This window comes from Novacetimonas maltaceti (assembly GCF_002906255.1).
Taxonomy (GTDB): Bacteria; Pseudomonadota; Alphaproteobacteria; order Acetobacterales; family Acetobacteraceae; genus Novacetimonas; species Novacetimonas maltaceti.
Genome location: NZ_POTC01000035.1, coordinates 14,809 through 33,591, shown reverse-complemented (window position 1 = coordinate 33,591; position 18,783 = coordinate 14,809). Strand labels below are relative to the sequence as shown.

19 protein-coding genes are annotated in these 18,783 nt (G+C 64.8%); 8 read left to right on the top strand and 11 right to left on the bottom strand.

Annotated elements, in window-relative coordinates; genetic code table 11:
- The 3 genes from KMAL_RS11785 to KMAL_RS11775 all read right to left on the bottom strand — a co-directional run.
- The coding region (locus KMAL_RS11785) for a hypothetical protein (RefSeq protein WP_146044211.1) at positions 1–338 on the bottom strand (338 nt) is incomplete at its 3' end.
- A gap of 129 nt (positions 339–467) precedes the next feature.
- Positions 468–1,445: a hypothetical protein gene (locus tag KMAL_RS11780; RefSeq protein ID WP_110095896.1), complete on the bottom strand. Its 978-nt coding sequence runs from the start codon at positions 1,443–1,445 to the stop codon at positions 468–470.
- A gap of 136 nt (positions 1,446–1,581) precedes the next feature.
- Positions 1,582–1,809, bottom strand: a complete 228-nt coding sequence (locus KMAL_RS11775; RefSeq protein WP_146044210.1) for a hypothetical protein — start codon at positions 1,807–1,809, stop codon at positions 1,582–1,584.
- Between the two features lie 300 nt (positions 1,810–2,109).
- Between KMAL_RS11775 and KMAL_RS11770 the strand changes: the two genes are divergently transcribed.
- Together KMAL_RS11770 and KMAL_RS11765 are read left to right on the top strand one after the other, a co-directional pair.
- On the top strand, positions 2,110–2,745 hold the full coding sequence (locus KMAL_RS11770; protein ID WP_110095894.1) for a hypothetical protein: 636 nt from the start codon (positions 2,110–2,112) through the stop codon (positions 2,743–2,745).
- A gap of 134 nt (positions 2,746–2,879) precedes the next feature.
- Entirely contained in the window at positions 2,880–3,380 is a 501-nt protein-coding gene (locus tag KMAL_RS11765; protein WP_239020108.1) for a hypothetical protein, read from the top strand.
- A gap of 237 nt (positions 3,381–3,617) precedes the next feature.
- On the opposite strand, the gene KMAL_RS16950 is transcribed toward KMAL_RS11765, so the two are convergent.
- Together KMAL_RS16950 and KMAL_RS11760 are read right to left on the bottom strand one after the other, a co-directional pair.
- Positions 3,618–3,806: a hypothetical protein gene (locus KMAL_RS16950; RefSeq protein ID WP_146044209.1), complete on the bottom strand. Its 189-nt coding sequence runs from the start codon at positions 3,804–3,806 to the stop codon at positions 3,618–3,620.
- 116 nt (positions 3,807–3,922) lie between these two features.
- Complete coding sequence (locus KMAL_RS11760; protein WP_239020107.1) at positions 3,923–5,116, bottom strand: aldose epimerase family protein; 1,194 nt, start codon at positions 5,114–5,116, stop codon at positions 3,923–3,925.
- Between the two features lie 236 nt (positions 5,117–5,352).
- On the opposite strand from KMAL_RS11760, the gene KMAL_RS11755 reads away from it, so the two are divergent.
- Positions 5,353–6,060, top strand: coding sequence for a YoaK family protein (locus tag KMAL_RS11755; RefSeq protein WP_110095893.1), 708 nt, complete (start codon positions 5,353–5,355; stop codon positions 6,058–6,060).
- 76 nt (positions 6,061–6,136) lie between these two features.
- Here KMAL_RS11755 and KMAL_RS11750 read toward each other — a convergent pair whose 3' ends face one another.
- The 4 genes from KMAL_RS11750 to KMAL_RS11735 all read right to left on the bottom strand — a co-directional run bounded on the left by KMAL_RS11750 (position 6,137) and on the right by KMAL_RS11735 (position 12,681).
- Complete coding sequence (locus tag KMAL_RS11750; protein WP_110095892.1) at positions 6,137–7,441, bottom strand: MFS transporter; 1,305 nt, start codon at positions 7,439–7,441, stop codon at positions 6,137–6,139.
- A 187-nt stretch (positions 7,442–7,628) separates the two neighbouring features.
- Positions 7,629–9,677, bottom strand: coding sequence for a squalene--hopene cyclase (gene shc / locus KMAL_RS11745; protein WP_408887921.1), 2,049 nt, complete (start codon positions 9,675–9,677; stop codon positions 7,629–7,631).
- 124 nt (positions 9,678–9,801) lie between these two features.
- A complete protein-coding gene (locus KMAL_RS11740; protein ID WP_110095890.1) occupies positions 9,802–10,371 on the bottom strand; it encodes a TetR/AcrR family transcriptional regulator in 570 nt (189 codons plus the stop codon).
- Between the two features lie 135 nt (positions 10,372–10,506).
- Positions 10,507–12,681: a capsular polysaccharide export protein, LipB/KpsS family gene (locus tag KMAL_RS11735; RefSeq protein WP_146044208.1), complete on the bottom strand. Its 2,175-nt coding sequence runs from the start codon at positions 12,679–12,681 to the stop codon at positions 10,507–10,509.
- A 301-nt stretch (positions 12,682–12,982) separates the two neighbouring features.
- Between KMAL_RS11735 and KMAL_RS11730 the strand changes: the two genes are divergently transcribed.
- The 4 genes from KMAL_RS11730 to KMAL_RS11715 all read left to right on the top strand — a co-directional run bounded on the left by KMAL_RS11730 (position 12,983) and on the right by KMAL_RS11715 (position 14,930).
- Entirely contained in the window at positions 12,983–13,357 is a 375-nt protein-coding gene (locus tag KMAL_RS11730; RefSeq protein WP_110095898.1) for a hypothetical protein, read from the top strand.
- 133 nt (positions 13,358–13,490) lie between these two features.
- On the top strand, positions 13,491–13,946 hold the full coding sequence (locus tag KMAL_RS11725; protein WP_239020106.1) for a surface-adhesin E family protein: 456 nt from the start codon (positions 13,491–13,493) through the stop codon (positions 13,944–13,946).
- Between the two features lie 121 nt (positions 13,947–14,067).
- Entirely contained in the window at positions 14,068–14,439 is a 372-nt protein-coding gene (locus tag KMAL_RS11720) for a hypothetical protein (RefSeq protein WP_110095887.1), read from the top strand.
- A 212-nt stretch (positions 14,440–14,651) separates the two neighbouring features.
- Entirely contained in the window at positions 14,652–14,930 is a 279-nt protein-coding gene (locus KMAL_RS11715) for a hypothetical protein (protein WP_146044207.1), read from the top strand.
- 39 nt (positions 14,931–14,969) lie between these two features.
- Here KMAL_RS11715 and KMAL_RS11710 read toward each other — a convergent pair whose 3' ends face one another.
- Positions 14,970–15,149: a hypothetical protein gene (locus tag KMAL_RS11710; protein WP_110095885.1), complete on the bottom strand. Its 180-nt coding sequence runs from the start codon at positions 15,147–15,149 to the stop codon at positions 14,970–14,972.
- A 558-nt stretch (positions 15,150–15,707) separates the two neighbouring features.
- Between KMAL_RS11710 and KMAL_RS11705 the strand changes: the two genes are divergently transcribed.
- Complete coding sequence (locus tag KMAL_RS11705; RefSeq protein WP_239020105.1) at positions 15,708–16,337, top strand: hypothetical protein; 630 nt, start codon at positions 15,708–15,710, stop codon at positions 16,335–16,337.
- 374 nt (positions 16,338–16,711) lie between these two features.
- On the opposite strand, the gene KMAL_RS11700 is transcribed toward KMAL_RS11705, so the two are convergent.
- Positions 16,712–18,340, bottom strand: coding sequence for a Hint domain-containing protein (locus KMAL_RS11700; protein WP_110095884.1), 1,629 nt, complete (start codon positions 18,338–18,340; stop codon positions 16,712–16,714).
- Positions 18,341–18,783: the final 443 nt, after the last annotated feature.

The following is an 18,783-nucleotide window of genomic DNA, read 5'->3' as shown; positions in this document are numbered from 1 at the left end:
GGGGTGGGGGGCGCGGGCTTTGCGGCGGGCGTGGCTGCGTCGCCTTTCGCCTTCTTCACCGTGTCCGCAAAGAGGTTGTAATCCTCCACCACGGCGGTCATGACGCAGGTCTGGCGCAATGCGGCGTCGTCGGGATACGTCTTGAGGCAGCGCTGTGCGATGATGGCCCCGCTGCCGTGCTGTTCGGTTTCCTGAATATAGTGTGGGTCGGTGAAATTCTGCCGGGCGATCGCGATGCCCGCCTGCCTGGCCCTGTCTTTGGCGGTCGTCGGGGCCTGCGCCATGGCATGACCGCACACAAGGGCGGATATCAGGGCGGCAAGGCAGGTTTTCTTCATCTGGTGGCGTCTTCCGTGGGGGGATGGGATTGAGAAGTCATGAAAGTTTTCGGGTGCCGGATTTTTTCAAAAAGGCGGCGTTCTTCGAAGCTTTTTGGAAAAAGCTTCACCAAAAACTTTGATTCGTGCTCAGGGCGCAGCGGCGGCGGGCGGTGTGGCCGGATGGTCGTGCGGCATGATGTCGTCACTGCCGGAGGAGCCGGAGACCAGCTGCCACTGCCTGCGGTCGTCCTGATAGCGCGAGAGGCACATCTCCAGCGCCTGGTATTTCTCCAGCCGCCCGACATCGCCCGCCATGTTCAGGCACGCGCTTTTCAGGTCGCTGTCATAGCGCGCCCATGACCCGGACAGGGCGGCCTGACTTTTCTGTTCCGCGGTGATGCAGTCGGCGTCGCTGTCCTGCATTTCCACATGCGCGCGCGCGCAGTTCTGGGCGATGGGATAATGCGGCAGGGCGACGGCGCGCCCGTGCTGCGTGTCATAGGGGTGGTGGGCCAGCTTCTCGATATCCAGTGGCGGCGCGGCATTGTGGGCGGCGGGCGCGGGGCCCAGCGGCGGCGGCATCCACTGCGCATGGGCGGAGGCATATTCCCCCATCTGCGACAGGGCGTTGGCCGCGCCGACGACGGAAAACACCACCGGGTCGCGTCCCGGCGGCACCAGCGCGCCGGTGGTGGTGGCGCGCAGTTGCTGCATCAGGTCGGGCACGGCGTCGGGCTTCATGTCGCCACCCGCCGTGTCCCACTTCCGCCCCTTGGAGAAGATCTGCAGCACCAGCTCGAACTTGCCGATCACGATCCCCGCCGTGGTCACGCCCGACGGGTTGCGGTAGCGTTTGTGCAGGTCATGCACCGCCATGCCGAGCGAGCCGGTGGGCGTGCGGTAGAACATCACGTCAAGCTGGTTCTGGCGCGAGATGACCATCGGCTGTCCCTGCGCCCCGTCGGGGGAGAACGACCACCCGGCATCCTGCGCGCCCGCCTGTTCCTGCGCCATGGCGGCGGGGACGCGGGCACAGGGCGCAAGGGCCATGCACAGGCCCAGCACTGTTGCGCCAAGCACGCGGGCAGGTGCGACAGCCGGGGCCGCGACAGAAAAAATGCGCATCCCGACCTGTTTCCCTCCGTCCCTGTGACAACGCCGCCGCATGTGGTGCGCGCATGATAACCCGGCGCGCCGTCGGCCTCAATGGCGTGCGGCGCAGCCCACGTTCACGGCAGGAAGGATGGCAAAGGGGAAGGGGTCAGTGCGGCAGCTGCAACGGGGGAAGGCTGTCGCCCTCGTTCATCAGGTTCTGGATCGAATTGCGCACGCGCGCCCATGTGACGGCCATTTCCAGGTCGCCCGCGCTGAAGCACATGCCCGAACGCAGGTTCGCGATGCCCGACGCGCGCGCGCCGAACAGGCGGATCATGTTCATGGCATGGGCCACCGGGTCGTGGATCTGAAAATCTTGTTTAGTATTTTCCATTGCCGTGTTCATGCCATAAAATCATGACCAAAATACGTTCACAATATGGCAACCCTGCATTGCCCCCGGATCAGGACATGATGCTATGTCAGGTTTTACAGGCCACACGCATAAGGTGGCATGTCGCATATAAAACACCACGGCAGCAGGCACCACCATGCCTATGCCCTTTTTTCGTCAATATAAAGTGACAATATATGTCACGTCGCCAGTGCGGGGACAGGCGTTGCCATCGCCGGACGCGCCGGGATGGCGTGACCGGGTCAACCTTATGGGTCGCAACTACGGGATTGTTGCAAAGTGAAGATATATCAGTTCCTTATCGCCGGGGCCGTGGCCATGGCCACGCTGCCGGCCATGGCCCACGCGCAGGACGCGGGGCAGGTGCAGGACAGCACGCAGTGGGCGCATGCCCCTGCCGGCGCGCGCCAGGCCCTGGCCACGCCCGACACGCAGCCCCCGCCCGCCCCGGCCATGACCATTGACGAACGGCATGACGGGTGGGTGGCCATCCACCATTCCCCCGACCACGGCCTGCATACCGACCTGTGCATCGCAGGCGCGGAGAACGAGGTGCTGATGGTCCGGGCCGATGCCGATTCGCTGCAGATGCGCAGCGCGGACGACCACTGGACGCTGACGCCCGGCTCCACCGGGGACATGACGGTGCGCATCGGTGCGTACCAGCATGTCTTCCACATGCAGGCCAACGACGCGACGACGCTGTCGGTGGACCTGAAGCCGAAGGAAATGGCCGCGCTGCTCAATGAAATGGAGCGCGGGCAGCAGGCGACGGTGGAATATGGCACGCGCACGGTGGTCAATATGACGCTCAACGGCAGCGCGCCGGTGCTGGACCGTTTCCGTGGCTGTGCGGAAACCAACCACTTCGCGGACCTTGGCCACGCGCCCGACAACCATAGCAGCCCGTTCTGAGGAGAGGGGGCAGGCCGCATCCCCGCACCGCGACCAGTGCATGACAGCCTGCCCCCCGCCCCGTGGTGACAATGCGGATGGGATGGGAAAAAATCCCGCCCATCAGAGCATCCACCCCACGGAGGACCACAAAGGTGAATCGAGTGTTTCATGGGCGTGCATGGCGGGCGGCGGTGGCCGCGTCCGCCCTGTGCGCCATGACGTCCGGCATGGCCCATGCCGCCGCCCGCCATGCCGCCCCGGCCGCCCCGACGCCTGTCATGGACGTGCCGACCCTGCTGTCGCAGGGGCCGTCGCTGGTGGGCAAGCGCGTGACGCTGACCTGCTATATCGCGTCGGCCAACATGGGGGGCGCGGCATGCGCGGCATTCCGTATCGACGACCTGCCCGGCAGCGTGAACTGGAACGGCAGCGTGCCGCTGGATGGCACGTCGCTGGAGGCCGCATCGTCGGAAAAGGCGCAGCAGATGTGCGGCGATACCGGCATGCGCCCGCAGTGCAAGGCGGAAGTGACCGGCATCGTCTATGACCCGTTCGGGGATATGGGCGTGCAGGGCAAGCGTAATTTCGAACTGCGCGACGCCCGGATCCGCTGGCTCGCCCTGCCCGAAAAAACCACGACCAAACGTCGATAAGCCCCGCCTAGCCCCCTGATTCGCTTAAAAGTCATGGTTTCCAAAGGGCAATGCCCTTTGGTGGGGGTTCGGGGGCGAAGCCCCTGAGGGCGTCGGCGCATGAGATACCCGGGCGCTGCCCGGACCCGGCAGGGAGCGCGCTCCCTGCACCCTGATTCGTTTAGAAGTCATGGTTTCCAAAGGGTAATACCCTTTGGTGGGGGTTCGGGGGCGAAGCCCCTGAGGCCATCGGCGGCCTCAGCCCATGCCCGGCCCGCCGGAACCGCCCGGCCCGTCGGAGCTATCATCCTGACCGGGGGACCCGGTCATGCCACCCACGCCGCCGCTCTGGCTGGGGTCACTGGGCGGCTGGCGTGACGCGCAGGCTCCCAACCCCACCAGAAGTCCCGCGACGCACACCATGCGTGCCATGCCTGTCCACATCATGAATCTTCCTTATGCTCACGTTCTGGTGATCTATTTAGACACGCGCGGGCAAAAGAAAAGGGCGTCCTGCGGCGAAACGGGGCCGTTTCCCGGTTCGGGGCGCCCTGTGGCGTGGCTCAGCGGCCTTTCGCCCCGCTGACGCCAAAGCGGTAGAGGGTCGTCTGGTCAAACGTCTGGCCGGGGCGGAGTTCGGTGGTGGGGAAGTCGGGATGGTTGGGGGAGTCAGGGAAATGCTCGGCCTCGAACGCGACGGCGTCGGTCTGGCGATAGGCGCGGCCCGACACCCCGGCATAGGCCCCGTCAAGCGAGTTGGAGGTATAGACCTGCAATCCCGGCTGCGTGGTCCAGACCTCCATCGTGCGGCCCGATGCCGGGTCGCTGACCTGTGCCGCAAGGCGCGGCGTCGTCCCGGCGGGGCCGTTGATGATCCAGTTCTGGTCATAACCGCGGGCATACATGATCTGCGGGTCGTTATCGCGCAGGTGATCGCCGATGCGGTGGGGCGTGCGGAAATCCAGTGGCGTGCCCGCGACGGAGGCGATCGGCCCCAGCGGGATGGAGGTCGCGTCCGTGGGGGTGAAGGTATCGGCATTGATGCGCAGGACGTGGTTTTCGATGCTGCCGCTGCCTTCGCCCGCAAGGTTGAAATAGCTGTGGTTGGTCAGGTTCAGCACCGTGGGCCGGTCGGTCGTCGCGGTGTAATGCAGGCTGAAGGTATCGGTGTCATCCAGCCGGTAGGTCACATGCACATGCAGCGTGCCGGGAAAGCCCTGGTCGCCATCGGGACTGACCAGTCCCAGCGTGACGCTGGCGCCATGGGCGTCGGTGCTTTCGCCCTCGAAGGTCCAGACCTGCTTGTCGAACCCCTTGGTGCCGCCATGGAGCGCGTTGGGCGGCGCGGTGATGGGAACGTGATAGGTGTGGCCCTGCAGCGAAAACGTCCCGCGCGCCAGCCGGTTGGCATAGCGCCCGACGATCGCGCCAAAGAACAGCCCGCCGCGCGCGCTGTCATGGGTGTAGCCCGACAGCGTGGGAAAGCCGAGGACCACGTCACGGATGTCGCCATGGCGGTCCGGGGTCTCGATCGCGGTGATGGTGCCGCCATAGGTCATGAACCGCACGCTGACGCCATGGGCGTTGCGCAGGGTGAACTGCTCCACCGCGCGGCCATCGTCGGTGGTGCCGAAGGGCGCGCGTTCGAAACTGACGGCGCCCGTGCGGGCGGGCGCGGCCCGTGCCGCGGACAGGCCCCCCACCATCGGTACAAGGGCCGCAAGCATCAGGCAGAAGGGACGCAACGGGGAAGCCATGGCGGGGGATATCCTGCAATGTCAGGGGGATGGCGCGGCATGGCGCCCACCCGGGATCATGCCGCCGCCCGGCCGCCGGGGCAACCGCCACGCCCCGCGCCGCACGCATGGCACCGTGGCGCGGGATGTCGGGCCGGGCGGTGTCCCCGACGCAGTCACGAAGCCGGAATTTTGTTGCACGAAGCGGTGGCTGTTACGCTGCCCCCGGTCGGAACTGGCGAAAGCGGGAGGGGCGGGTGCTTGTTCATGAAGGGGAGGAGCGCAACGCCATCATCGACCGACGCCTGGGGTGTTCGCTGGCGGCGATTGCCGGTGCGGTGAACGCCGCCGGGTTCCTTGCCGTCGGTTATTATTCGGCCAACATGACCGGAAATGTCTCCGCCCTGGCGAACGGCCTGCATGAAGGCCGCATGGCGACGGTCCTGTCCTGCTGTGGCCTGGTCGTGGCCTTTGTCGCCGGCGCGGTGCTGTCGGCGCTGCTGGTCAATGCGGGGCGGCGTCGCCGCGTGCCGTCGATCTATGCCCGCAGCATCCTTCTGGAGGCCTGCCTGCTCGGGCTGCTGGGGGCGGTGGACCTGCTGTCCCCACTCCAGCCGCGCGGCCCGATGCTGGCCTATGGGCTGAGCTTCCTCATGGGGCTTCAGAACGCCACGGTCACGCGTATTTCGGGCGCGCGTGTCCGCACCACCCATATGACGGGCATGCTGACCGATGTGGGGCTGGAACTGGCGGACTGGCTGGATGCGTTCTTTCACCCGGTCGGCCCGGACCGGCGGGCCGGCACGCGTGAGAGGCTGGGCCTGCATGCCGCAATCGTCGTGTCCTTCACGCTGGGCGGTGTTGGCGGGGCCTTCCTGTATGGCTGGTGGTCGGGGCTGCTGCTTGTGCTGCTGGCGGGGCTTCTGGCCTGCCTTGCCCTGCCGGGGGCGCTGTCGCGTGGGTAGGTGGCAGGACGGGAAGGGGGGAATGGTCTGGTTACGGTCCATCCGAGCGCATAACAGGCCCGGTTCAGCACACTGTTCAGCCCCTGTTGTGCCATGCCAGAAGGCACAGCGCCTGCAGGCAGACGGCCCCCAGCGGCAGCCAGACAAATCCGGCCATGATCCACAACGACAGGCCCGGTGGTTGCGTCACCCCACCCTCGACGTAATGGCCCTGTGACAGGAACTGCGCCAGGACGAAGCCGGTCAGTCCCATCGCCAGCTTCGTGACCCATGTATTGATCGAATATGCAAGGCCCGCCGACCCGGTCGAGGTCCGTGGATCGCCATCATCCACGGCATCCGCCAGCAAGGTGTAATAGAGCGGCGACATCACGCCCTGCGCCAGCGCCAGCAGGGCCACGGCCAGGAAAAAGCCGGTCATGGACGCCCCCGCCACAGCCATCGCCAGATAGGCCGCCCCCTGCGCGATCAGGCATATGATCCCGCTGCGGACGGTTCCCACCCGCCGGGCAAGGGGAAGGCACGCAGGCACGCCCGCAAACAGCAGCACGGTGATGAAGGTAATGATGTTGGCGCCCAACTGCTCCGTACCGCCCAGGATGACGCGGGCGTAATACAGGGCAAACCCGAACAGGGCCGCCTGCCCCACGAAATAGAAGAATGCGAGAAGGTTGCTCAGCACCCATCGCCGGTTCCCCAGAAGATGGCGCAGCGTGACCACAAGGTCCTGCCGAACCGGTACGGGCGGATGCCGCACGGTACAGCCGCGCGCCACGCACAGCCACAGCAGGCTGCCCAGAACCGACAGGGCCAGCACATAGACCGCTATGCCATAGCGGTGCTGCGCCGCGCTGTCGCCCCCGCCCAGCCAGGTGATGGCAGGAATGGTCAGCAGCGCCACAAGCAGCGACCCGGCCTGGCACCCCATCATGCGGAATGCATTGAGGCCAACGCGCCCTGTGGCGGAGCGGCTCATCATGACGGCCAGCGCACCATAGGGCGTATTGATGCACGAATAGATGGCACCGAACACGATATAGGTCGCGCCAGCCCACAGGATTTTCCCCGTGGGCGAAAGCGGCAGGGCCAGAAAGCACAGGAAACCCGTCAGGCCAAAGGGAATGGCAAGGGCGCGGATCAGGCGTGGCACGATCATCCCGCCGATCCGGTCAACAGCATAGCCGATGGCCGGATCGCAGAAAGCATCCACGACACGCGCCACCAGCAATATCCACGATACGGCCACCAGCGGCAGGCCATAGATATCGGTGTAATAATACATCAGGTAGGAGGACGTCATGCCCCACATCATGTTGGATGCGGCATCACCACAGCCGTAGGCCATCTTTTCCTTCACGGAAAGCGCCCGCCCGTTCTCCATTACCCTGCTTTCCCTGAAATCTTTAGGCCAGACGGTACGCTATCATGACGGTGTGAAACGACAAGCCGGGCCGGACGCCATCACTCCATTGTCAGTGACGATGTCCGTTTCAAAAGCTTCAAAAAGAATGCCGCCCTTTCAAACAGGGCGGCACCCGGGAACCTCCGTCACCTCACCTCACCTCACCTCACCCCGCCGCCTTCATCAGGCGTGCGGCGCGGCTCAGGGCCATGATGGGGAACAACTGGCGGTACAGGTCATACCGCAGCATGAACGCGCGCGACAGTTCCGCGCCCTGTGACAGGCGCTTGGTCAGCATCGGATCGTCGAGCCTGATGGTCTGGCCCACCCCGTATCCGGGGAAGCCGGTGCCGGTGAACTCCTCCTCGTGCCAGCTGCCGTCGGGCTGCTGGCTGTCGATCAGGTAGCGGCAGCCGCGCGCGATCGCGGGATAGTCCTGTTTGCGGTTCGCCGCGATCAGGCCCATCAGCGCCCACGCCGTCTGCGACGCGGTGGTCTGCCCCCGCCCGATGGCGGACGGGTCCATGTACGACGCGCAGGTTTCGCCCCAGCCGCCGTCCTCCTGCTGGTGCGCCAGCAGCCAGTCGCACGCGCGGGTGATGTAGGGCTGGGTCATGTCCTCGCCAATCGCGGCAAGGGCGGGCAGGACCGCGCCCGTGCCATAGACATAGTTCACGCCCCAGCGCCCGAACCACGGGCCGGCGGGGTCCTGCTCCGCCCGGACATAGGCCAGGCCGCGCTGGATCGCGGGCATGTCGCGCGGCAGGCCCAGCAGGCCGAACGCCTCGAGGATATGCGCCGTCACGTCGACCGACGGCGGGTCCAGCGCCTCGCCAAAGTCGCAGAACGGGATCTTCGACAGCAGGCTGCGGTTGTTGTCCTTGTCGAACGCGCCCCATCCGCCGCATTCGCTCTGCATCGCCACCAGCCAGTTGACCGCACGGTCAATGGCGGCGTCCACGCCCTTCTTCTTCCATTCCGGGCGGTTGCGGCACGGGGCCAGCGCGATCAGTGCGACGGCGGTGTCGTCCGTGTCGGGGTAACGGTCGTTGGCATATTCGAACGCCCACCCGCCGGGTTCGACATCCGGCAGCTTGATGGACCAGTCGCCGCGCACGCGCACCTGCCGCGCCAGCAGCCAGTCCAGCGCGCGGTCCATTTCCGGGGTGTAGCGGTCTTCCGCCCCCGCGTCGTGCAGCGCCATCAGCGCCAGCATCGTATCCCACACCGGGCTGTTGGTCGCCTGAACCCACGATGCATCGCCCCGGTCATGGCGCCAGCCCGGATCGTCCAGCGCCGCCAGACCCTTGGCCATGACGGGGTGGTGCAACTGGTAATCCTCCCCATGCAGGGCCATCAGGCCGTACACCCATGGCGGCTGGATGCCGCCCCACGCGCCGTCCGCGTCCTGGTGGCGGATGATCCATTCCAGCATGTGGCGGATCGCCGCCTCGCGCACCGTGCTGCGGCGCAGGACCTTGCTCTGCAGCCAGTGCAGGCCCTTGTCCGTGCTGCGGAAGAAGGTGGACCACAGGTCCACGCCTTCCTTCTTCGGCAGGGTATAGTCGAAGTGGGTCCTCCCCTCGGGGAACAGCGCGTCAAGCCGGTCGTCGGGGCGCAGCGGGCGGCTGGGCCTGCGCGCCGACAGGATCGCCAGCGGCACCAGGGTTGCGCGCGCCCACTGGGCGAAGTTGTAGATGGAGAAGACGAATTTGTTGGGGAACCAGATGATTTCGGGCGGCAGGTTGGGCGTCTTCTCCCACGGCCATTCCCCGATCAGCGCCAGCCAGTAGCGGGTGAAGACGCGGATGTTGCGCAGCCCCCCCTTGCGCGCGATCCATGTCGCGGCGCGTTCCAGCGCGGGCGTGTCCGCCGCATAACCCAGCGAGCGCAGCGCGGCATATGCCTCCACCGTGGCGTTGATGTCGCCATTGCCCGCGCCATGGTACACGCCCCATGACCCGTCGGCGCGCTGCATTTCCAGCAGCGCATTGCCCAGGCGCGGGCGCAGGGGATGGTCCTCCAGCCCCAGGAACCACAGCGCCAGGCACCATTCCGCCTCCATCGAGGCATTGGACCCGACAGAACCGACCCAGTGCCCGTCCGCCTTCTGCTGTCCCATCAGCCAGTCGCAGGCCGACGAGATGGCGTGGGTCAGGCTGTTGCCCATCCCCATGAGCGGGGCGATGGCGGCGCGGCCCCGGTCCATGACCATGGTGTCCGCGCCCGTGGCGGCGGCAGGGGCGGCGGGAGAGGGGGAGTGACCTGTCGTATCCATTGTCTGTAAATATCCGTGCAAGATAGCAAGAAATAGAAAAGGCTGGACGTTGGCAAAGGCCCTACATGGCCGGTGCGGGGGTGGACAGCAGGGTCTGGATGTCCGCGAACACGCTGTCCCATTGTGCCTGCGCCATGTCGATGAAGCCAAGGCTGCGCAGGAAGAAAGCACCCTCCGCCGCGAACAGCAGGGTGCGGATGCGTACCTGTTCCGCCGGGTGCGCGCCGGCGGGTGTCGCGGGGTCAAGGCCGAACCACCCGGCATACCACTGGCGGATGCGCTGCAGGTGGCGCGGTGACTGCAGCAGCGTCACCAGCATCCCGGCCATGCGCGCGCGCGTCGCATCGTCGATCTGGCTGCACACGCGCACATACGCCCGTGCCCGCGCCAGGGGGGAGGCATCCGGCCCGCCATGCAGGGCCGCCTGCATGTCGAACGCCGTGATCCAGCGTTCCACAAGGGCTGCGATCAGGTCATCCTTGTTGCCGAAGCAGTATTGCAGCCCGCCCTTGGTAATGCCCGCCTGCCGCGCCACGGCATCCAGCGTCAGCGCGCTTGCGCCCGAACGCTGCACCACCTGTTCGGCGCATTCCAGCACCTTTTCACGGTCGATCGTCTTGGGTCGTGCCATGGGGGTCCATACGTGGTTTCAATCCAGCCGGATGGAATTAAACCACGCCCCGGTACGTTTCAACCCCGTTTCGGAAATGCCCGCCATGACCGGAGGGGGAAGCACGCGCCCCGCCCGCAGCGCAGCGGGCAGGGGTCATGACCCGTCCTTCACCTGTTCGATGGCGTCCGCCACGCAATAGGCGCGTGTCGCGGCGGGCATGTCGCCGGATTCCTTCAGCGCGTGGCCATACTGGACCCATGCCCGCAGGTCTTCGGGATGGTCACGAAGGAACTTGCGGTAATGGTAAGCGGCCTTTTCCCACATCCCTTTCCGGGCATTGCGCCGGGCCTGCGACAGGTGGAATTTCGCCGTAATGTCCATCTCCCTTTCACGCACCATGTCGTACATGGACGTGAAAACGGATTCCATGGTCACGAACGCGGTTCTGTACCTGCTGGCTTCCTTCTCGCTCTCATGCAGGCGCCGGGCGGTTTCCCCCTGCAGGGCCGACAGGTCGTCCCCCGCCGTGCGAAGTCCGGAAACCTCCTGCCCAAGACGCGCATTTTCGGATTCAAGGCTGCTGATCCTCTGCGCCGCCGCCGTCCTGTAGTGCTCATGCCCAAGGCGCTCTTCCTCCAGCGCGCGGATCCGCTCGCGCCCCTGCTGCTCCAGCGCCGCGACCTTCGCGTGCTCGCCCTCCAGCGCGTGGGCCCTTTCGCGGGCCTGCTGTTCCAGCGCCACGACCTTCGCGTGCTCGCCCTCCAGCGCGTGGGCCCTCTCGCGGGCCTGCTGCTCCAGCGCCGCGACCTTCGCGAGTTCGCCCTCCAGCGCGTGGGCCCTCTCGCGGGCCTGCTGCTCCAGCGCCACGACCTTCGCGAGTTCGCCCTCCAGCGCGAGGATCCTCTCGCGTCCCTGCTGCTCCTGCCCGGATAGCTGCGCATGCTCGTTTTCAAGGGCGCCGAGCCTGTCATGCAGGGCGGCAAGTTCGCCTTCGAGTTCCTGCCTTCTGTCCGTTTCCCGGGACAGCCTTTCCAGCAGCGCCTTTCGCTCGCACCCCTTGACCGCACCCCACGCGCCGTCAATGCAGGTATTGAACGAAAACAGGCGCGACGCCCTGTACAGTGACCATTCCGCAGTATCGAGGAACCACGCCGCCGGGTCCCCGCCCTGCGTCATCACGCGGACGATGTCCCCGATCCTTTGCGATGAATCCTGCAGTTCCTGCAGCGTGGCGCTGTAGCGGCCCGTCAGGAAGCACAGGAGGGAGGCGACCTCGCTGTCGCTCAGGACCTGTGGGGTGGCAAGGGCCGCCGGGTCCTGCGGGCACCATGCGTTGTAGGGGGAGCGGCCCGTGACGATCACCGGTTTCTGGAACAGCAGCCCCGTCATTGCGGTGGTGGAGGAAATCGTGACCATCGCATCCGCATGCAGCAGCAGGGTTTCCGAATGTCCCACCGCCAGTTCGGGCGGCAGGAAACGCAGTTGCGGACACGACAGCGAAAGGGCGGCTTCCATTTCCTGTGACGGGTAGGTCTGGGGGCCTTTGTAATAGGTCGGGATGCCGATCCAGCCTTCGGGAAGCTGCTGCGCCCAGGAATAGATCAGGCTTTCCATGCTGATCGGCTTGTACGCGCCCTCATAGGTGGGATAGTCGGGCGGCTGCGTGATCAGCAGCGCGATGCGCCCATCGCGGCGGAGTTCATGGAATTTCGCGATCGCCGCGCCGTTGATGTCATCGCGCTGGCGCAGGTTGTCGGCGATCATGTCGCGCAGCATCAGTGCCTGGCGCTGCATGGCGGGCGGCAGGACCCGCGTGCGCAGCGTATCGTGGTGCGTCTCGATAAAGGAGCCGACCTGGTGCCCGCACGGGTCGAACGACGTGCGGAACATGTGGCTGAACCGCGGCAGGGGGGACTGCTCGATGCTCAGCACCGGAATGCCGGCGAACGCCGCGCGCGCGATTTCATTCTGCACCGACATGACGACAAGGTCGGGCGCGAATTCATCGCGGATGGCCGCCAGCCGCCCGCTCAGGAAATTCGGGCGCTGCGACCTGCCATAGGCGGCCTCGAAATACTGGGACTTGTCGTAATCGAACGACTTCAGGACAAGGAAGGGGTCAACCGCGAACAGGGTGGTCGAGGGGTCGATGCCGCGTTCGGAAAACCATTTCGCGTTCAGCGTATCGTTGGTGACAATCGCGAATGTGCAGTCATTTTCAAGGCAGAAATTCTGGAAACAGGTCATCCACGGAAAATGGCCAAGCAGTTCGTGGGGGGAGCCACGAAAGAAGACCGGTTCCAGAAAGAAAAGTATTTTCTTGTTCATCAACAGATGCTCACACACGCGGGATGTCGTCAAATTCCATGGCCGCAACAGGATATATCACATTCATTCGCAACATGGATATTGTCCATGCCCGACACCGGCCCCCGGCCCCCGCCCGTCCCGATCGGTACGCTTTTGCGTCCCGGGCCGGTTTTGGCGCCCCCGCCCGCGGATCGCGCCACGGGCGGGATTCGCATCCGGGCGCGCTTTGCTGATAAAGGCAATGCAGGTCGTATCATGGCTGCATGGCGTGGTGCGCACATGCGCCCGAACGGGTGGCGGCAGAACGGGTTTGATGGACATGATCATTCGGGGCTACAATTTTTTTTGCGACATGACGCCGGACATGCAGTACCTGCGCAACCATGATGCGGTCGACAGCTTCATCGAACGCAACATGATCTTTGTCCTGCCCGACCGGCTGCGCCGCTTTCGCAAGAACCTGTACCATGTCCGCCGCAATGCCGGGCCCAGCCACGAATACTCGCCCCTGTTCCGCGTGCGCAGCCAGTTGCGCTCCGACCCGATACCGGCCGGGTATGACGGGCCGTTCGACGTGTTCCCGTTCTATGCCAACGCCACGATGACGCGCACCCGGCACAAGGATTACTACGTGCTGTTCATCTTCCGCGACAAGATGTCGTGGACGCGTTTCCGCCAGATCGCGGGGGAATGACGCGCGGCCGCGCCGGGCATGCTGCATTGCGGCATCTGCCCTATGCTAAGCTGTCGCGGTATGGGATATACACCGTTACTGCATAAATTCAGGCATGCCGCCACCGCGCCGCATGCAACGGAGACAGGAGCATATGAAGGATCGTGTGGCACTGGCCATGGCGTCGATACTGGTGATGGCCACCGGCGCGCCCGCAGCATGGGCGGCCCCCATGGCGGCCCCGGCAACGCCGCCGGGTGCCGCGCCAGGTGCGGAGCAGGCCCCGGTGCTGCAGAAGCTGCCCCCGTACCAGAACAAGGTGACGGAATATATCGACCGCTCCTCCATCCGGGTGCACGGCAGCCATGCCTCCGCCACGTTCGTGCAGGATTTCGATGACGAGATGATAAGCCACGGCCTGCCGTTCGCCTCCGTCCGGTTTTCGGTCCTGTACAACTGTGCCGCCAACACCTACCGCACCCTGTCCTATGCCACGTGGTCGGGCCATATGGGCAAGGGGCGCAAGCTGGCGGACGGGCCGGTGCCGCGTGGGGAAATGACGGTTGATCCCTCGCTGGAGGACGGGCGGCGCATTGCGTGCGGGCGCTGATCCGGGTTACCCACAGAGTCGGGGATAGGCACGCGGGTAACCGTGTGGATAAATCCGTCAGTAATGTGGAAAACGATGTGAAAACGCGGCAATCGCGCGCCGTGAAAGTGGGGAAAACACCATGGATAGCAGAATCGTCGCGGCCCTGTCCGATGCCCTTGCCCCCGCGCCGGGTGCCGCGCCCAGCGTCGTCCCCACGAACGAGGCCGCCCGCCGCGCGCAGGCCCGCGACGTGCTGGAACGGCTGGAGAAATCCGGGTTCCAGGTGATCGCGGCCGACCCGGCGGCCACGCAGGCGCGCCAGGCGTTCGCGATGATTCGCATGGGGATCAATGACCTGTTCTCTGGCGAGGACCAGCGGCTGAAATATGCGTCGCTGTTCGTGCTGTTTGTCGTGCTGCTGGTGCTGTACCTGCAACCTCTGGCTGTGCTGTTCGGGCTGCTGGCCATCGGGGTTGCCTTTTTCATCATGTCATTAACAAGAAAACAGTAAGTATCCCCTACATATATTATGAAATCCGCGTCTGGTCCCCTGTATTTCGCCATAAACCCTGGGTTGCCGTTTTTTAAATTCAGGATTGATACAGATCAACGTAAGAAACTGACCATAACCTACACTTGTGGGGCATAGTGGGTGCAATGCCGCGTCTGCGGGACACGGGGCGGTTTTCTTGCGGGGGTGCCTTCGTCAGGTTCCTGTCGTGAATGGACAGACGCGGAATCGGATTGATGCTGATGGTCGAACGCGCCAAAGATCACAAACAGCCAAAGCCAGCGCCAGATGCGGCGCTGTTTGATGATCCCATGCAGTTTGCGGGCGATATGCTCAAGGCGCTTGGGCCGCAGGCCCTGCAGGTGGCCACCACGCGCGCGGGCTATTTCCTCAGTACGGGTGACTTCCGCCGTGCCATCGCGTGGGTGCGGGTGCGTCGTATCCTGCGCGGCTGGCTTGACCCCACCCCGCGCGCCGATGGCCTGCACTGATGGCCGGGGCGCGCGGCACCCCTGACGGGTTCGCCCGGATCAGGGCGCGCCGTGGCCGAGCAGGTGCGTCAGCAGGGTAAAGAGGCCGCCGCACATGACGCTGCCCAATGCGATGACGGGACCGACCCAGATGTCGCGCATGGCCTCGCGCACCCGATACAGGGCGCGCTGCGTGCGGGGCGGGCGTGCGGCGGTGGAGGGCAGGCAGGCAAAGGACATGGCGTGGCTTCCCGGGGCGGTTCAGGCGCCCCCAAAAACGACTTCGATGCGTAGGCGGTCGCGCCTGATGCCCCCGCTGCGGATGCAAGTCAATGCGGAAAATGACAGGGGCCGCCAATCATTGGCCCGCCCCGTTTTGCAGTGGCGGAAAAGCGCCATGCCACGCGGTTTCCCGCCCTGTCCTGATGGCCGGCATGCACCCGGCGCAGCCCGCCCCGAATCGTACGGCCCCTCCCTGATTCGGAGATGAAGTGATGGTTTCCAAAGGGCGATGCCCTTTGGTGGGGGTTCGGGGGCAAGGCCCCTGAATGGCGATGCCGCTGCGTGCATGGGACATCCGGGCGCCGCCCGGACCCGGCAGGGAGCGTGAGGGCGAAGGTGTCATTATATTACAAAAAAACAATGGACTTCCGAGTGTAATATTTTCTTAGATAAAGGCGCGTAGCAATAAATCTGCAGACATTTTTCATAATTCTCCCTTTATCTCCGTCATCAAGAGAGAAAATGACAGTTTACCCTTCCCCTTTCGTGCCTGTTTCCCGCCATTTTCGTTCATGGATGTTCGCACTGCTTCCGCTGGTCGGGCTTGCGGGGTGTGGTTATAACGATTCGCGCACGGCGCATCGCGCGCAGTTGGCCATGATCGGCATGAAGGCCGACGATGTGCAGTCCTGCGTGGGCATCCCGGACAAGATCAAGCAGTTGAATCCCAATGTGCAGATCTTTGAATATAACCGGACGCTGAACATTCCCTCGACGAATGATTCCACGTTCATCCCGCTGCAATCCATCACGAACCTGACGGAAACGACGCTTGGGGGCGCGGGCAAGACCTGTATCGCCGATATCCGCATTGAAAATGACGAAGTCACCGACGTTCATTACAGCGGCGACAACGACAAGATCATCGGCACGGACGGCGTGTGTTCCATCGTGACGCGCGGCTGCGTCCGCAAGCCGGTCAGTTCGATGCGTAACGTCAAGGGCGGTGTCTTTGGCCCCGTGTCGGCCTTCCATGCGCCCAAAACGCCAGACCTGACCCCATCGGCCACGGTCTCCACCACGCCCGTCACGCCGGCTGTTCCCGCAACCCCCGTCGCACCGGCGGCCCCTGCGGTTCCTGCCACGGCCACGCAATCGGCAACATCGGCCGCGTCCACCGTCTCGACATTCTCCTCCAGGCAGTAAGCCTGCCGGACCCTGCACCCGGTCCTGTTGAGGAAAGTGATGGTTTCCAAAGGGTAATACCCTTTGGTGGGGTTTCAGGGGCAACGCCCCTGAGGCCGTTGGCGCACGCACCACCCGGGCGCTGCCCGGACCCGGCAGGGAGCGTGCTCCCTGCACCCTGATCTGTTTAAAAGTCATGGTTTCCAAAGGGTAATACCCTTTGGTGGGGTTTCAGGGGCAACGCCCCTGAGGCCATCGGCGCATGCGACACCCGGGCGGCTTGTTCCGGACCCGGCAGGGATCACGATCCCTGCACCCTGATTCGTTTAAAAGTCATGGTTTCCAAAGGGCAATGCCCTTTGGTGGGGTGCAGGGGCAGCGCCCCTGCGGGGGGCTTACGCCACGTTGCGGCGGTCCTCATGGGGCAGGTGCCAGCCGGTATGTGTGGTGTGCGTCACGTCGAGGCTGAGGGTGACGCGCCCGGCCTTTCCGGCCCACAGTCCGGACGGCAGGGTGCCCATGCCGGTGGTCCAGCGCCATGCGCATCCGTCGCGGGCTTCGTTGGGGTGGAAAACCCCCGCCAGCAGCGGATGGTCCAGCCCCAGTGTGGCGCCGGCCATCCACGCCCCATGCACCTGCACGCCAAGGTCGCGCGGGTCGCCGTGGCCGTCATGGCCCAGCAGGCCGGGGCGGAAGGTCGTGCTGTGCAGGCTGACGCGGCGTGCGGTGGCGGGGAAGGAGAAGTGCGTCAGGCCACCCGCGATGACGGGATCGACGCGCTGCCCATCGACCATCAGGTGCAGGCCGCAGTCCGCTTCCGCCAGGTGCCAGCCCAGTTCCTGCGCCCGTGCGGCCAGTTGCGCGCGCAGGGCCACGACCACCGCGCCATTGTCGTGGAAAGGCAGGGCGTAATCCGCCAGCGTGGCAGGGGTGCGTTCGGGGTCCAGCCCCTCCGCGCCGATGGCGAAGGTGTGGCGGTTGCCGACATCAATGAAGCTTTCGCTGCGCAGGCCGGCGGACATCAGCACGTCATGGCTGTCGAGTTCGACATGCCAGTAATGCGCGACCCTGCATTCAGGCTGCGTGACGGTCGCGCCGTTGACCAGCACGCTGACGGGGACAAGCACGTCCGCGCCATCCACGGTGAGCGCGACCGCATGGCCCGGCGACAGGCGGATGTCGCGCGCGGGGACACCCGGCGCGATGGCATGGGCGCTGATGCACACCGGCGTGACGGAGCTGCGCAGGTGCGCGGGCAGGTTGTCGCAACGCATGTGACGCTGGCCGATCCAGCGGATGCGGCGGTGGGCGCCGGACGCGGTGACGACCTCGTCCCCCACGCGCAGGTCCTCCACCGCGACATCGCCGCGCGGCGTCAGGATGGGCGTGCCCGTGGTGAAGCACGCAGGGTCCTGCGTCGTGGCGTCCGCAGGGACGTCCGCCGCAGAGGTGGCGGGCGTGAAGCTGTTGCCATTGCTGGTCGCGGTAATGGTGGAGGGGACGTCGTTGGATGTCGTGTAGTTCGTGTCCGTCACATAGGCATAGGCATTGCCGTTCTGCTCTGACGTGGCAACCTGACCGTTGGCGACGACATTGTCGGTCTGGTTGGGGATGAACATGATCTGCCCGTTATCGGTATGATACGGCGTCTGCTGCATGACGAGGGTTTCGGTGCCGCCGCCCGGACTCTGGAGCGTGGCGTCCACGAAGCCGGTATTCTGCCCATCATGGTAAAGGCTGTTGAGCGTCAGCGTCTGTGAGCCGTTCGCAAACCCCGGATCGTACGTGACCTGATCGCCAGAGGTGCTGTCCGCGTCATTGGCAGCATTGTTTTCGGCAATGGTCCCCACCTGCACGGTGGTGCTGCCGTCCGGGTTGACCGGCAGTGTCGCTGGCGTGGCGGTCGGGTTGTCTTCGTTGTCGCCGGTGTCAAGCTCAAAGAACTGGCTGCTGGTAATGTCGCCCTTGCTGTTGGTCGTTATGTTATATTTTGCATTCTTGTAATCAGTATAAGTATTCGCCATTTCTGAAAAAACTCCGCCACAGCACAGGGTGTAAAATCATGACACGACGAGACGGCGGGTATTATATCCTGCATTTCATATGTATATTTACGAAATGCCAGTTATGACAGCCACGTAGTCTCTTTGTAATTGACTGTTACAGTATGAAATCTATCGTTGTAAACCCTGTGCGCGGGGAGTGTCCGCACCACCCCTGAGGCCGTTGGCGCGTGGGACATCCGGGCGGCTTGCTCCGGACCCGGCAGGGAGCGCGCTCCCTGCACCCTGATCTGTTTAAAAGTCATGGTTTCCAAAGGGCGATGCCCTTTGGTGGGGTTTCAGGGGCAACGCCCCTGAGGCAGTCGGCGCGTGTGACATCCGGGCGCTGCCCGGACCCGGCAGGGAGCGCGCTCCCTGCACCCTGATTCGTTAAGAAGTCATGGTTTCCAAAGGGTAATACCCTT